This is a genomic window from Rhodococcus sp. P4_F3_2 (genome assembly GCF_056401335.1).
This window is the reverse complement of the sequence record NZ_JBFUJN010000004.1, coordinates 111676-127091: the sequence shown is the minus strand read 5'-3', so window position 1 is coordinate 127091 and position 15416 is coordinate 111676. Positions and strand designations below refer to the sequence as shown.

Sequence of the window (15416 nt, the reverse complement as noted above, 5' to 3'; positions counted from 1 at the left end):
TTCGAGTAGTAATCGACAGCCGCTTGTCGAGCCGCTGCACTCAATCCAGGCTGAACGAGGCAGCCAATCTTTTTATCGCGCGTCCCTGCGTCACAGAGAGGTCGATCCCGAAACAGGCAGGGACAAGAAACCTTCGTGGCATCTCACGCATCTCAGTTCGTGGTCCACACTTGACGGCACGACTACATATTGACGCAGCGGCGAACCTGCGACACGGACATCGGGTCCAGTTCTCTTCGTCAGCCTCATCGGCCGACACCGCCACCTGGAGTTCACTGCACATCGAAGAGAGCGGACGTAACGTGCAGCCAGGCTGAACTCTACTGTGTCGTGGTTCTTTTCACCACCGCAACGCAGCATCGAAACCCCTCGATTTCGCCAGCCGAATGTGCCGACCACGCGAAGATCACACACCCTCAGCCGGCCGTAGGACCAAAGTCCGCGAACATCCAACAACGCCCGCCGCCACCGGAAGCCGGTGCACACCAATCGAACAGGGCAAACACCACTCGCCCCGAAATCGACGGGCGGCGATCGAAGTTTCCACACCGGAATAGTTCATCTACTGACGGACCTTCGTCCCAGACACGCGGGCACTCCCCTCGACGCCGTGCAATAACCATCCCTCGCTGAGGGTTTCACCGATCTACGGCCTTCCAAGACCTCGATAGGTCCACCCTGCGTCGCGCCAGGTGGTCGGTTCCAGGCAGTTACGTCCGTCGATGATGACCTTCTTGCGGACGACCGCTTCGAGATCCGACGGCAACAACTTTCGAAACTCGGTCCACTCGGTCAGAACCAAGACGACATCAGCTCCTGCACACGCGTCAAGTGCACTCGAAGTGTAAGTGAGGGTGGGGAACAACGCCTTCGAGTTTCCCATGGCCTTCGGGTCATAGACATTGACGGCAGCGCCTTGGAGCTGAATCTGGCCGGCAACGTTCAGCGCAGGTGAGTCGCGCACGTCGTCGGAGTCAGGCTTGAAGGCTGCACCGAGAACCGCCACATTGGCTCCGAGTAGAGAACCACACGCTTCTCGAGCCAGTTCGACCATCCGAGTACGACGACGCATGTTGATATTGTCGACTTCGCGTAGGAAAGTGAGTGCTTGATCTGCTCCCAGCTCACCCGCACGTGCCATGAAAGCACGGATGTCCTTAGGTAGGCAGCCACCACCGAAACCGATTCCGGCGTTGAGGAATCGCCTACCAATTCTCTCGTCGTGGCCGATGGCATCGGCAAGAACGGTCACATCCGCGCCCGACGCCTCGCACACCTCCGAGATCGCATTGATGAACGAGATCTTCGTCGCCAGAAATGCATTGGCTGACGCTTTGACCAACTCCGAAGTCGCAAGGTCGGTCACAACGAAGGGAATACCTTCGTTCAAGAGCTGCTCGTACACTTCACGCGCAACCGATTCCGCACGTCCGGGTCGATTACGGTCGACCCCGAGCACAAGCCGGTCCGGGTGAAGTGTGTCTTTCACCGCGTAGCCTTCCCGGAGAAATTCCGGGTTCCACGCCACCTCGRCGTCTTGTCCGGCAGGCGCCAGTTCCCGTGCCCGCGCACCCAATCGCTCTGCTGTACCAACTGGCACTGTTGATTTCCCGAAGATAACGGTCGGCCTGGTCAAGAGGGGTGCAAGCGTCTCGATCACCGAATCGACAAAACGCATGTCGGCCGCGAACTCCCCCTTCTTCTGCGGCGTACCGACGCCGAGGAAATGGATGTCGGCGAACTCTGCGGCCTCCTCGTAGGAAGCCGTGAATCGAAGACGTCCCGCGGCTATGTTGCGGCGCAGCACTTCCTCGAGTCCCGGTTCGTAGAAAGGAACCTCCCCAGCTTCGAGCATCGCGAGCTTGTTCGGATCAACATCCACCCCGAGAACCTCGTGACCCAACTCGGCCATGCAAGCTGCATGTGTCGCCCCGAGGTAGCCGGTGCCGAATACCGCAATACGAGAAGTCATAACGATGTCTGCCTGTCGAAGTCGGGTTTACGTCGAATAATGCTGTAGTACTTCATGTCCTGATCGAATCGACGTTCTGTCGATACCACTCCACGGTCGATGCGATTCCCGCACGAAGATCAATCCTGGGCTGCCACCCCAAATCTCGAAGCTTCCCGATGTCAAGCAACTTCCGCGGCGTCCCGTCAGGTTTCGAATGATCCCATTCGATCTCGCCGTCGAACCCGATCTCGTCCGCCACGATCGCGGAGATCTCCGCGATACTCTGGTCCTCGCCCGTACCAACATTGACGTGTTCTGCTCCGTCATAGTGGTCGAGCAAATGAAGGCAGGCATCCGCCATGTCGTCGACGTGGAGAAACTCGCGCCTCGGCGTCCCGCTGCCCCAGTTAACGACTGACGCAGCTCCATCACGGCGCGCGTCGTCGAAGCGCCTGATGAGGGCTGGCAGCACATGAGAGCCCTTGGCAGAGAAGTTGTCACCCGGGCCGTAGAGGTTCGTCGGCATCGCGGAGATCCACGGTCGCCCGAACTGCTTGCGAACAGCCTGTACCTGCAGGATTCCCGCGATCTTTGCGATGGCATAGGCATCGTTCGTCGGTTCCAGATGACCGGTCAGCAGATATTCTTCGCGAATCGGTTGAGGTGCGAATTTCGGGTAGATGCAGGATGATCCGAGGAATAGAAGGCGATCTACGTCGAATTCGGCCGCCGCGTCCATCACGTTCACCTGGATGCGAAGGTTGTCGGAGATGAAGTCCACCGGCAGTGTGCTGTTCGCCAGTATCCCGCCCACTCTGGCTGCCGCGAGGACCACGTTCTTCGGCCTCTCAGCGGCGAAGAATTCGAATACGGCACCGCGGTCGCGAAGATCGAGTTCGGCGGACGTGCGACCGACAAGGCGATTGAAACCGTCGGCTTCCAAACGACGCCAAATCGCTGAACCAACGAGTCCACGATGGCCCGCAACGTATACCGTGTCGCTTCGATCGAGGGACTTCTGCGTGTACTCCCCCGTCATCGAGCGTGCTCCCAATCCACCAGGTTCGGACGGTCRATCCAGGGCTTGCCCTCACACGTCAGAGCCTCGATGTCCGCATCGACCATGATTCGAGCCAGCTCCGGGGTATGCACAGTCGCCTTCCAACCGAGCTTCTGCTCCGCCTTACCGGCATCTCCGATCAACGCATCTACTTCCGTCGGCCGCAGATAGCGCTCGTCGAAGCGCACGTGATCTTCCCAGTTCAGGCCGGCGTGCTCGAAGGCCACCGTCAGGAAATCCTTGACCGAGTAGTTACCGCCTGTCGCGAGCACGTAATCGTCCGGTTCGTCGGCCTGAAGCATTCTCCACATTCCCTCCACGTACTCCGGCGCATAGCCCCAGTCGCGGATTGCATCGAGATTGCCCATGTACAAATGGCTTTCCAGACCGGCCTTGATCCGCGCCACCGCTCGCGTGATCTTGCGAGTGACGAATGTTTCGCCTCGCCGGGGTGATTCGTGGTTGAACAGAATTCCGTTCACGGCAAAGATCCCGTACGCCTCGCGGTAGTTCTTGGTGATCCAGTACGAGTACACCTTCGCCGCACCGTACGGCGATCGCGGGTAGAAGGGAGTCTGCTCGTCTTGCGGAGGCGGTGTCGCACCGAACATCTCGGAACTGGACGCCTGGTAGAACCTGCATTCGAGACCAGCCATCCGGACTGCTTCGAGCAACCTGATCGACCCGATTCCCGTGGTGTCACCGGTATGTTCTGGCTCGTCGAAGCTCACCCGCACGTGGGACTGCGCTGCGAGGTTGTAGACCTCGTCCGGGCGTATCTGTGCGAGAAGAGTGACCAAACGCGCCCCGTCGCTGAGATCTCCGTAGTGAAGGAACAGTTTTGCATCCGGCGTGTGGGGATCCACATACATGTGATCGATTCGAGCTGTATTGAACGTGGACGACCTACGAATAAGTCCGTGGACCTCGTATCCCTTGCTCAACAACAGCTCGGCCAGGTATGAACCGTCTTGGCCTGTAATTCCGGTAATCAGTGCACGTTTCACTTGAAACTCCGTCCTCGAAGCAGATACTTGTCTGCGAGTAGTCATCGGCCGAATTGTGTTGTGTGGGAGTAACGAACCCACAACCAGAACTGAGAAACCCTCACGGCATTACTGCCCCCTTGATCCGCGATCTCAAATCCTCCAGTTCCGCGGCAGCGGAATCCATTCCGCGAGAGATACGGGTAGATTCGTCGTGCCCGAGATTCAAGCTGCCACCCGTCGCATCGTCCATCCAGGAGGCCTGCGGCGCGAGTACCGGTTCCAGCGAATCCCTCAGCTTCGGTACCGAACTGCTGCCCGCCATCACCGGTATCGATCCGCCTCGAGCGCTCAGGATCAAAACATGGAGGCGGTCACTGATGGTTACGGCAGCGCGCTCGTACAGGGCGCGGACAGCGGACTCCTGTTGCCGATGGGTCACGTCATCGTCCCATCCCACGTACTGAATACCCAGCGTTGCAGCAACTTCACGATTGTGGTTGTCGTCCTCGGCAACTTGGCAGCAGGCCACCAGATTCAAGCCGATTGCCTCGACCTGACTGTGGATCGACCGAAGAACCGCGTAGTTCACCGGTCGGTCATGCCGAAGTGAAAGCAAGGCTATTTCTCGGCTCGCAGATTCTCGGCCTGCAGACTTCGCTCCGTCGGATACGCCGGCCCGGAACGCGAGATCGGGATAGAACCGACTCTTGCCTCGCAGGTACTCACACGTCCTTTTGTCACGTGCCGCGTAGACGTCGGCTACGCCGACGAGGATCTTCTCGGGTACTGCCGCCATCGAGCTTCGCACCTCGATCGACCGTCCCAAAACGAGGACTCGTGTACCGAAAATGCGAAGCACCGCAAAGACTGTCACCAACAACGAGTGCTTGACGACGCTTGCTGCTGAAGCCCCCAGAACCGCCGGCCCAGGTGCCATCACGATCACTGCCCGCTTTCGGCGCACCGTATCGGACAAAATCGCTCGCCAGAAGCTGATACCCGAATCCACGACCTCGTCGGTTGGCTCCCAATCGAAGGCATCGACGTACTCCGCGCTCATACTGCCGGAAAAGACAACGGGTTTGAATCCCAGTTCACGCATGTAGTCGACTGCTGTTCGCCGTATCTCGATGTCACCCAGATTGCCCTGAGCTGCTGCAATACTCATGAAGAACCTACGCATGGGGATCCCTCCTCATTGCAACGACAACGACACAGGTCAGCAATGCGGTTTGAAGTACATAGCTGAGCGAGAGCGACCACCCCGCTCCGAGCGCCCCGTAACGGGGGGCAGCAAGCACGATTCCGACGAGGCAGATCAAGGTGCTCACAACCGTTATGTAGGAGACAATTTCAACTCTGCCCGTACCTTGCAGAATCGCATTCAATTGGGACGAGATCGCTGCGAAGATCAAACTGAAGCAGACGACCTGCATTACCGGTACCGCGTCTACGTACGCATCGCCCAAAATCGGTGGAACGAGCACAGGTATGGCAGCTGCGATCACACCGAAGATCACCGCGCTTGCGATGCATACGTACATCGCGGGTCGCAGAATGCCCTGGGTGATTCGCCCGGTCGTCGAGCGCGCCGCCGCCGGCATGAGAACTGCCGCAAATGATGTGGGAATCAGCCGCAACGGCGTGGTGATACGACTCGTCACGCCGTAGATTCCGGAGACGGCCGGCGACGTGACGAGTCCAACCAGCAGTACGTCGAAGTTGCGCGTCTGAGTAGCAACGGAATTCAACCAGAAGTGCGAAGACTTGCCGATGATCGACTTGTACGAGCGTCTCGATCTGACACGAGTGATCGCCGGTCCGAGCCGAATGGCCACGAAGACAGCGATCATCGAAGAGAACGCGAGGCCCACGGAATACCAGAACACTGCGTCGACTCCTGCGAGCCAAGCCGCCGCAACAAAAACGAGAGCAAGTGCTCGCCGGAGGAGCAACGACACCGCGTTCTGCCAGGTATTCCCGTCAGCGAGTGGTAGCGAGAGCAGCGTCTCGACGTAATTGTCCAGAACAACCCAAGCTGTCAACGGCACTACGAACCAAAGCTTCGGCTCGAAGACCGCGGCTACCGCCGCGGTAAATGCCAGCAATGCACCAACGGCCAGGTTGGCGCGGCGCGAGAACTCCAAGGTCGACGCGATGAGGGGGTCCTGGTCACCCAACGCACGGATCCGAACCAGAAATGGGGTGAACCCGAAGTTCAGAATGGTCTGAAGCACCAGTCCGACACCATAAGCCGCAGCGAAGATTCCAAAGCCGGACGGACCGGAGATACGCGCGAGTAGGACCATACTCAGTGCCTGAATCAACGCACCGACAAGACGTCCGCCGGCGATTCCCGTGAACTGAACCACCAGGGGGTTCGTCATCACCTTCATGTTCCACCACCCGGGCACTCGAACGAGTGCGGAACCCCGGCGCAGCGCGGTCGTGCGCCCTTCATGGTCGTCCGATCGACGAAACCGGGGCGCGGACGATCGAACTCGCCGGAACATCAGATGTAACAAGGCAATTTGCGCCGATAACCGAGTGGTCACCGACCGACGTGCCACGGAGAATTGTGGACCTGGCCGCAATCCACACTCCGTCGCCGATGACGATCGGTCCGTTGTCGAACTCGAAAGTCCGTGACTTTCTGCTGTGACTGCCCGCGCACAGAAAGACGTCCTGCGAGACACAACTGTTCGACCCGATACTCACCGGTTCGAGATTGAGGATCCATGCTCCCTCACCCACCCAAGTGTTATCACCGATCGACAGTTTCCACGGCCAATGGATCTTCACGCCGTGCCGAATCAGGACTGCATCACCGATCTGAGCGCCGAACAGTCTGAGAATGGCAACTCGTACGCGTGCCGGCACGAACCAGGCCCGGAACAGTGGTGCCACCGCGAGCCAGGCGACCTGCACTGATGCCGGACGTCCCTTGTCGTATCCTGCCCCGGTGAATTCACCGAGGGAGAGCTGCGGGTGTGTCATCGCGCTCGGGCTTGCGTCGGTCGAGTCGGCAAACTGTCTCGATTGATGAGTCCGTCGAAGAGGTCACCGAACGCCGTGGTGGCAGAGCCGGGAGACAAGATTTCGTGCACGTACTCCCCCCCGCTTCGCGCGAGTTGAGCGGCACGGACGGGGTCGGATACCAGCATCTCTATTTCACGTACCAATGCTTCCGGATTTCCGGCGTCAACACGTACTCCCGCCCCGGACAGGGCGATCTCCTCGCCGGAGGCACTGTCCGAAGACGTAGCCGCGACGACGGGTACCCCTGAAGCGAAATACGATGTGAGTTTGCTCGGAACGGCCATACTGCGAAGATCGGCCAACTCGTTGAGAAGTAATGCGTCCGCTGCTCGCAGCACATCGGTGAAGTCCTCGCCGCCAACAGGATCCATGAATTCGATCCCGGTGCATCCCTCGGACAGCTCTTCGAGATGGGCCCGCTGATTCCCATCCCCCATCAGCACGAATTTGATGTCGGACTGCCGCGGCCCAAGTAAACGCGCGGCGTCCACTACGTTCTCGAGCCCTTGCTTGGCACCCATATTGCCGGCATGCAGAACTATCTTCTGTTCCGGCCCCCAGCCCAATCGCTTTCGCGAATCTTCTCGGGTGCAGGCAGACTGGGAGAGATCCAGGTGGGTCCAGTTCCTGATGACTGTGACGCTGCTCGAGTCGACTCCGAGGTTGTCCTGAGCATGCTTCGCGAACCGCGGATGGATCACGACGACGTGATCGGACTTTCGCAAGATCCAGGATTCGGCTCGATCAACGAGAGACGACAGGCCTCCGCTCAGCTGACCGGTCTCGGACGCGCCCAGTCCGTAGAAGTCCTGCACCCACAGCACCACGGGTGTGCGCGACCGAAGGAGCCTGGTCCTGATGACAAATGCCGCCGAGGACAAAAGTGTAGGACTTAAACACAGTATGAGGTCTGCTCGATGGAAAAGAGTCGCCCAGGTCGCTCTCAAAGCGAAACTTGCCTCCATCAGAATTCTTCGCAGGAAGCTGGGATTCCGAGGGATGTAATGACGAAGTCTTTGAACCGTCAGATTTTCCGACTGCTCTACGGAGGACAGACCTGAGAAGCCATCCATCTTTCGCCAGAATGGATAGTGCGGATACCCTGTCACTACCCTGACGTCAGCACCGGCATCCGCTATCGCATTTGCCAAACCCTCCGTGTACGGAGCGATACCGGTTGGCTCAGGAGAATAGTTGATTCCCACGATCAGGATTTTATTTCCCTGATTATCCATCGTGCTCATTTCCCTTTTCAGCTAACTCAGGACGGCAGTCCGTGCACAGCTTGCAGGTGTGCACTTCTCTGCGTGTCACTCTCGAATCGTTCGGCGACTTTCCGTGCCGGAACTCCGACATTCACCGAGAAACTCTCGACGTCGTTCGTCACGACCGAACCGGCTCCGATAACCGCACCGTCACCGATCTTCACACCGCTCAATATCACCGAACAGGCGCCTATCCATACGTCTGTTCCAATTTCGACAGAATCGCGGGCACCAGGCTGACGGTCCCCCACCCACGTCGACGCGAGCATCGGAATACCCACCTCGTCGATCGCGTGGTCTTCGCGCCCCACGATGTAGACGTTCATTCCGATCATGACGTGGGATCCGATGGAGCCGTCTACCTGAATAACGGTTCGGGGTCCGACACTGACATTATCGCCGATATTCAGTCGGTGAGGCGCACTGATGATAGCTCCACGGCCGGCGTTGAAGTCGCGCCCTACTGAAACATTCCCGTTCGATATTGCGAGTCCATTCATAATTCCGCGAAGGGCTCGCCTGACACCTGACGGTAGGCGTGATCGGTTGCTCATCGTACGACCATCTCCTTGGGCCATCCCTCATTGTCGAATTCGACGACCTGACCTCGCAACGCAGCAGAGATCCCCGATGCCATGGTTTCGGCGGAATAGAGATCCCCGACCTTCGCTGAAACTTCCTCCGCTGGAACGGGATTGGAGACAAGATGCAGGAAGTAGTCTCGCAGCGCCGCAGCCAGCGACTCCTCGGTCGTCGGTGAGTAACTCTGCATAGGACCGACAGCAGCAAGTTCGATCTCGGGGGCGTGCGGGGCGTCCTCGGGGTACAGCATCGGGACTCCGAATCCCAAACTCTGAGTGACACTCAACCCGACGTATCCGGGAGAGATCGACATGATTGAGCGTGCGTAGATTTCAGCAAGTTCGATCGGACTTTCAATGCGACCGTGTACCACAACGGACTCTTCCAGACCTAATTCGAGAATTTGCCGTTCTACCGTTTCCACCGCATTGCCGAAACCCACGATTTCCAACACGGCACCCTCGTCTACGAGGCCCGATCGGTGGAAAGCTGGAACCAATTGATCGACGTTCTTCTCGGCAACCAATCGGCCGACATAGACAATTGATCTACGCGATTCGCCGATGTTACCAGCGTTGATGTCAGCGCGTTTGTACAAAGAATTGGGTGCAACCCAAACTGGTTGGCCTGGAACCTCGAGCTTGGCTGGGACCACACTGGCGTACCCGTAAAGAATGGTCCCCTGAGACAAGCGGCGCATCGTTCGCCGAAGGAAAGCCGTCTTCGACGAAGAACCTTGCCTGGGATGCAAATGGCCCCAAAGAAGAGTACGGCGACGCGCTATTCGTCGAAGGACCAAAATACTCCACGATGTGAGACTACGGGGATTCAAATCCAGGATAGTCACGGACGCGGAAAGCGGATTTTTCCAAGAACCCACCTGAAGAAGAACCTTGTCACCGAAGATTCCGATCCGTCGAACGCGGTCGTAGAAATCCTTGTCGATGCCAGTTCGCACCGTGGAATCCAGCCCGTAGTCCGAAGCGAGAATATCGAGATTTCCTTCTTCCATCTCACGCAACACCTCGATGCACGGATTCCGATAGGTTGGAATCACCGCCAAATACATCGAGTATTTTGTTGATGACATCGAGCCTGCTCCCCCAAAGTTCTCATCGAGCACCACCGATTGGCCAGTGTGCATTGCGCAGTTCCCTTACTTCGGATCCCAGGCAGAGTTCGCCGGGAATGGCGAATCGGATTCGCGATACGAATACGAATACGAAAGACTGACTGAACGGATCAGTATGCGCCGTCACTAGCCATTACGGCTTTGAGCGTCTTCACGACGATCATCACGTCCCCGACCATCGACCAGTTGTCGACATAGGACAGATCCAGCCGAACGGTTTCTTCCCACGAAAGATCCGAGCGCCCGCTCACCTGCCACAAACCGGTGATACCCGGTTTGACCAGCAGTCGCCTTTTGACGGCCCCGTCGTATGCCTCTACCTCACGCCTCAACGGCGGTCTCGGGCCAACTACGCTCATCTCGCGACGGAGCACATTGACGAACTGAGGCAACTCGTCAATCGAAAACTTTCGAATGACGCGCCCCACCTTGGTAACCCGAGGATCGTCACGCATCTTGAACAGGACGCCGGCGCCCTCGTTATCCGACAGCAGGCTGTCGACCTGCGTATCTGCGTTCTGAACCATCGATCGGAACTTCAGCATCGGAAAGGGAACCCCGTCCAATCCCATTCGCTCCGACCGATAGAGCACAGGACCCCGACTGGTGAACTTGACTGCCAAGGCCGTCACGATCAAAACGGGACTGATCAAAATGAGAATGACAGATGCGAAAACGACGTCGAAGGCTGTCTTGGCGAACCGTTGAGCACCATGGTATCGCGGACGTTCGACGTGAATCAGTGGAAGGCCCGCCACCGGCCGCATCGACAGTCGCGGACCGGAAACATCCAGGATTCCCGGTGCCACAACAAGATCGACGTCCTTACACTCCAGATCCCAGGCCAGTTTCCGCATACCGTCGTAGCCGAGGTGTTCCGTCGCCGTAACCGCCACCGCATCGGCACCGACCAAATCGAGTGCGTCGGTCACGTCGTGCTCGTCGCCTAGGACCGGTATTTCGTTGCCGTCGACCACTATGACTCTGTCGCGACGTCCTAGTTGACTGGGTTGGCAGACGCCCACTACCCGGTACCCGTCACCGGGAGCTCGTTCGAAGGTCTGGGCCATTTTCTTGACTGCAACCGGGCTTCCCACGACCAAGACGGACGTCTGAAAATCGCCGCGAGACCGCTTCCGCGCGATCACCTTTCGCCAGATCCAGCGGCTCGCCATCAGTGCGGTCAGACCGACCGGAAATGCGAAGGCCAGATAGAGCCGTGCGATGTCCAACTGCAACAGCAAGCTGACAATCGCAATGAGACCGAAGAGGCGAACTGTCGCGACGAAGATTCGTCTGTACTCCTCGGGGCCGCTGCCGATCACACGAATCGAGCGAGTGCGGAAGATCCCCAAAGACGATAACCACATCGCCGCCAATGCAATTGACACACCGGTGTAGCTGAGTTGCCCGAGGATTCCGGGGCTTACCGCACGGCCGTCTCCGCCGAATCGTAGCCATTGAGCCAGAAAAACCGTCGCCACGATGATCACCGAATCGCCCAGGAACAGCCTTCTGCGGTATGCCGTTTCCCATTCCCTCCGAGAAGTCGATCCGCGGCGGAGGTCGGGCACTGCGCGGGGAAGCGTGTGCTTGGTCTTGCCCAGTGTGGACACGTCGAGCGCCGTCACGTGATCAGTCCCTTCCTCATTCGTGGAATCCGTGTGTCGTTGAATCCGTGTGTCGTTGACAGGTGTTGAGCGTGATTCACCAGATTTGAGCAATCCGCTGGAACAGCAAATTGCTCGCTTCGATCCGAAGAGTGCAATTGTTCGAGAATCGGAACGCTCTCACGCTCCGATTGGATTACATTGCAGCACTGTCCGAGCGCAGGATCAAACGCAAAGTCATCCCAGTTCAGGCCTGTAGCCGCCCACACCCCCACCTATTCCAATATGGCCGCAGCGCAAGCGCTTTGCCTCTCGCCCTTCGGAGGCGGATCGACTGGAACAACTGGACGAGAGATCGATTCAGAAGCAACTATCGCGTTACTTCAACGAAAGTGCGGCAAACGGGAGGACCTTACTCGCCAGTAGGCGGTTGCCAAAGGGCACCGCATTACCGATACCGCCTGAACAGAGGATCATTTCCATTGGTAACCAACGCTATGACTTTCGCCGACAGAAGGTGCCTGCGCCGTTGGGGACCTACGTCCCCGACAGGGATCTTGGTCCCTATTGCCGTTTCGATGTGCAATTCGAAGGCGAATAGCACTACAGCCCTTGCTGATACAGGCATCAACATCAGAACAAGAACAGGTCGCTCGTCCAGTTCGCAACTAACCGGCCCCGAAAAGAAATTTTTCCTTCGTCTCAATATGTGAGATTCTTCCCCCGCTTCGGCCATTCCGCGTCGGCCGGTGTGCGGATTCGCACCTTGCGATCGATCACGTAAGGTCGACAAAAGTCGGGTTCGCTGACACAACCTCGCTGCAGCCGACACGGCCGGAGTAGACGACCAGTTCGAATAGGACTACATATCTTGAAGATTCGCGACCTACGCACGCAGTCGGGAATTATCCCCCGCCTCACAGTACGTTGGCTGATGATTGCAGCCGCGACAATCTTTGCTTTCTGGCCTACCTGGACCAATTTGTGGAGGAGCACCGCGAGCGGTACCGCCATCGGATACGTTTTTGTCCTCCCCTTGCTCTGCCTGATAGCCGCCGTCGGAACAGATTTGCGGCGAGGCCCGGACCTTCCGATCCACGACCGCGAGACGGACAAGATTGTCGGCGGTATCGGCTTACTTGTCTCCCTGGGTTTACAGGCACTCCTCATGCCACGTTTTGCCGAGAACTATGAACTGATGCATATCGATGTAATCGCGGCTTGGGTATTCGTCTGGAGCGCAGCGGTTCTCATGTTCGGGCTGCGTCCGGTGAACCGCTACTGGGCAATCTGGGTTGTTCCGATCGTCCTGGCGCCGCTCATCTACCGCACGCTGGCGACTGAACTCGGCGGCACTCGATTCGACTACAGCATCATCATGGTGCTGGTCGCTTCGGCCGCAACGACGATCGCCGTCAGTAGGACCTGGAGACGAGGATTCGCCGGGTTCGTCGGCTCGTCCGTCCTGGGTGCCGCCTTGGTCTACTATCTCTCCCGTCAGTACCCGACTGCACCCTTGTTCAGCATCCAGCTGCTACCAGCACTAGGTAGCGCTTTACTGGTAGGCGGGTTCTTCTACCTGTACGAGCGACGTGGAAGGTCATGGAAGCCGTTCGAGCGTCCGCTCCGGAATCCTTCGACGTCGACCAGCAACTGGACGATCCTGGTGGTGTTCGCCGCGGCGATCGTGATGTTCTTTACGCCGGTGCCCACCGCTCAGGGCGTTCCGGTCTCGGTAGGCCCGCCGGCGACTGCTGATCCACGCCTCATCGTCCCCGCTGGTTGGCGTGAAATCTCGACCAACGAATACGATTGGCCGAGAAAATACTTCGGTTCCACTTCGGCACTCACTCGCCAGACGATTCGTGCTGATACGCCCAATCCTGCCTGGGACACCCAGATGCGCCCACGCACTGTCCAAATGGACGTTGTTCAAGTGCGTCGCCCGTCTACTCTGTCTGTCTATCCGAGCAATACAACTTATGATCTCCAGAACGCACGTGTAAGCCCCACCGTACGAGTCGAGTTGAGTCGTGGAGTTGTCGCGGAAATGTACACAGTTGTCGACGACTCCCTCCTACTCACCTGGAGCAACCTCAATTTCGTGTGGACACGCGGCGACGGTGCCGCACAACGCGTCACACTCTTGACAGTGGACAATCATGAACCGAATGCCTTGTTCCCCGAACCGAAACCATCAATGGCTTCGAATGGAAGCAACACCTTGGCCGTTCTACTCAGAGGCCGGATATCGACTGTGGACAGCGAATCTCAGTACAAGGATCTAGGTATGCTCCAGTCACTCGGAAGGCTCGTCGTGGAGGCACAGAAGTGGTAGATCCCGATCTCTCGGTTGAGGGCGAAAGCTCCGAAGAATTCAAACGAGCCGCACTCCACGACGCTGTGAACGGACTGCGTGAACGCAAACCGATTTCATCGGCATCAGTTGCGTTCTATCCGTGGCAGCGCAACATCCTGCTCCTGATTCTCGTGATCACCATGGTGTGTCTGGTCTTCTTCCTTACTCCCACGCTGATCGTTCTCACATTGGCGTGCACTCTCGGTTACGTGTGGGCGATGGTTGATCGACTCGTGCTGTTCACAAGAGGTTTGGATGCTTCCTCGATCATGACGATCAGCGATCAAGAGGCAAGCTCGCTTTCGGACGAAGAACTCCCGCACTACACAATCCTTGTTCCGGCATACAACGAGCCGGAAGTAGTCGGAGACCTGATTTCCGCTATGCGCGCGATCGACTACCCCTCGGACAAATTGCAGGTGCTCTTGCTCCTCGAAGAGGATGACACTGTCACTATCGAAGCTGCGACTGCCGCCGGAGTCGATGCTGTGGTGAGTATCTTGAAGGTCCCTGCTGCAGATCCGCGCACCAAACCCAAAGCCTGTAACTACGGATTGCACTTCTCTACGGGCGAGATAATCACCATCTACGACGCCGAGGACTCTCCGGATCCGCTCCAGTTACGTCGTGTGGTAGCAACTTTCGCAAAACTTCCATCGAATACTGCGTGCGTTCAGGCGAAACTCGCATTTCACAACGGAACTCAGAATTTGTTGACCGCATGGTTCACGGCCGACTACGCCCTCTGGTTCAATTTCATCCTCCCTGGGCTGATGCGCAGTCAGTCACCGATTCCTTTGGGGGGCACGTCCAATCACCTTCGGCGAAGTGTGCTCGACGAGATCGGCGCCTGGGATCCCTTCAACGTCACGGAGGACGCAGATCTCGGAGTTCGCATCGCCGAGAGCGGCTACCGGACCGCTGTTCTGAACTCGACGACGCTGGAGGAGGCCAACAGCGACACGATCAACTGGATCCGACAACGCTCACGCTGGTACAAGGGCTACCTGCAGACTTGGCTGGTTCACATGCGTCAACCCGTGAAACTGTGGCGCGGACTCGGCACGGTCGGATTTCTACGCTTCACGATCTTGATGGCGGGTACACCCGTCGTGGCGACGCTGAACATGGCATTCTGGCTGATCAGTCTCGGATGGATCCTCGGCCAGCCTGAGGTCATCCACGACGTATTTCCCAACTACGTCTACTTTCCGGCACTCGTGTCACTCGTCTTCGGTAACGCTGCAGTCCTTTACATGAACTTGGTGGCGTGCCGCGAGACGCGGAATCCCATGCTGCTGATTGCCTGCCTCACCGCTCCGCTCTACTGGGTACTGATGAGCATCGCAGCCATAAAAGGCACCTATCAGTTGATACGCAATCCGTCGTACTGGGAGAAAACCTTCCACGGACTGAACACGTAGCC

12 protein-coding genes are annotated in these 15416 nt (G+C 57.8%); 2 read left to right on the top strand and 10 right to left on the bottom strand.

The window, feature by feature from the left end; translation table 11 throughout:
• Positions 1-646: 646 nt before the first annotated feature.
• The 10 genes from AC1DWA_RS05835 to AC1DWA_RS05790 form a co-directional block, all read right to left on the bottom strand.
• On the bottom strand, positions 647-1972 hold the full coding sequence (locus tag AC1DWA_RS05835; protein ID WP_477916518.1) for a UDP-glucose dehydrogenase family protein: 1326 nt from the start codon (positions 1970-1972) through the stop codon (positions 647-649).
• Positions 1973-2024: 52 nt separating this feature from the next.
• Positions 2025-2993, bottom strand: a complete 969-nt coding sequence (locus AC1DWA_RS05830; RefSeq protein ID WP_042951021.1) for a GDP-L-fucose synthase family protein — start codon at positions 2991-2993, stop codon at positions 2025-2027.
• Positions 2990-4021 carry a GDP-mannose 4,6-dehydratase gene (gene gmd, locus AC1DWA_RS05825; protein ID WP_020968749.1) on the bottom strand — a complete coding sequence of 344 codons (1032 nt, stop codon included), beginning with the start codon at positions 4019-4021 and terminating at the stop codon, positions 2990-2992. Before gmd ends, AC1DWA_RS05830 begins: the two co-directional genes overlap by 4 nt.
• A gap of 100 nt (positions 4022-4121) precedes the next feature.
• A complete protein-coding gene (locus tag AC1DWA_RS05820; protein WP_477845737.1) occupies positions 4122-5186 on the bottom strand; it encodes a polysaccharide pyruvyl transferase family protein in 1065 nt (354 codons plus the stop codon).
• Positions 5179-6390: a lipopolysaccharide biosynthesis protein gene (locus AC1DWA_RS05815; RefSeq protein WP_158510647.1), complete on the bottom strand. Its 1212-nt coding sequence runs from the start codon at positions 6388-6390 to the stop codon at positions 5179-5181. The genes AC1DWA_RS05820 and AC1DWA_RS05815 overlap by 8 nt, the downstream gene beginning before the upstream one ends.
• A 70-nt stretch (positions 6391-6460) precedes the next feature.
• A complete protein-coding gene (locus tag AC1DWA_RS05810; RefSeq protein ID WP_477845736.1) occupies positions 6461-7000 on the bottom strand; it encodes a DapH/DapD/GlmU-related protein in 540 nt (179 codons plus the stop codon).
• Complete coding sequence (locus AC1DWA_RS05805) at positions 6997-8277, bottom strand: glycosyltransferase (RefSeq protein WP_477845815.1); 1281 nt, start codon at positions 8275-8277, stop codon at positions 6997-6999. The genes AC1DWA_RS05810 and AC1DWA_RS05805 overlap by 4 nt, the downstream gene beginning before the upstream one ends.
• A gap of 26 nt (positions 8278-8303) precedes the next feature.
• Positions 8304-8642, bottom strand: a complete 339-nt coding sequence (locus tag AC1DWA_RS05800) for a DapH/DapD/GlmU-related protein (RefSeq protein ID WP_024487404.1) — start codon at positions 8640-8642, stop codon at positions 8304-8306.
• A gap of 215 nt (positions 8643-8857) precedes the next feature.
• Complete coding sequence (locus tag AC1DWA_RS05795) at positions 8858-9580, bottom strand: glycosyltransferase (protein WP_477845735.1); 723 nt, start codon at positions 9578-9580, stop codon at positions 8858-8860.
• A 551-nt stretch (positions 9581-10131) separates the two neighbouring features.
• A complete protein-coding gene (locus AC1DWA_RS05790) occupies positions 10132-11652 on the bottom strand; it encodes a sugar transferase (protein ID WP_029254699.1) in 1521 nt (506 codons plus the stop codon).
• 850 nt (positions 11653-12502) lie between these two features.
• Here AC1DWA_RS05790 and AC1DWA_RS05785 point away from each other — a divergent pair.
• Both AC1DWA_RS05785 and AC1DWA_RS05780 read left to right on the top strand, forming a co-directional pair.
• The gene (locus tag AC1DWA_RS05785) at positions 12503-13969 is read left to right on the top strand and encodes a hypothetical protein (protein ID WP_232816784.1); all 1467 of its coding nucleotides are present in this window, start codon (positions 12503-12505) and stop codon (positions 13967-13969) included.
• Positions 13963-15414, top strand: coding sequence for a glycosyltransferase (locus tag AC1DWA_RS05780; protein ID WP_029254697.1), 1452 nt, complete (start codon positions 13963-13965; stop codon positions 15412-15414). Before AC1DWA_RS05785 ends, AC1DWA_RS05780 begins: the two co-directional genes overlap by 7 nt.
• Positions 15415-15416: the final 2 nt, after the last annotated feature.

What these genes read in the sequence shown, in the direction of transcription:
- AC1DWA_RS05830 (WP_042951021.1), bottom strand. Translation starts at nt 2,993, where the DNA reads ATGACGGGGGAGTACACGCAGAAGTCCCTCGATCGAAGCGACACGGTA.
- AC1DWA_RS05820 (WP_477845737.1), bottom strand. Translation starts at nt 5,186, where the DNA reads ATGCGTAGGTTCTTCATGAGTATTGCAGCAGCTCAGGGCAATCTGGGT.
- AC1DWA_RS05815 (WP_158510647.1), bottom strand. Translation starts at nt 6,390, where the DNA reads ATGACGAACCCCCTGGTGGTTCAGTTCACGGGAATCGCCGGCGGACGT.
- AC1DWA_RS05810 (WP_477845736.1), bottom strand. Translation starts at nt 7,000, where the DNA reads ATGACACACCCGCAGCTCTCCCTCGGTGAATTCACCGGGGCAGGATAC.
- AC1DWA_RS05805 (WP_477845815.1), bottom strand. Translation starts at nt 8,277, where the DNA reads ATGGATAATCAGGGAAATAAAATCCTGATCGTGGGAATCAACTATTCT.
- AC1DWA_RS05800 (WP_024487404.1), bottom strand. Translation starts at nt 8,642, where the DNA reads ATGATCGGAATGAACGTCTACATCGTGGGGCGCGAAGACCACGCGATC.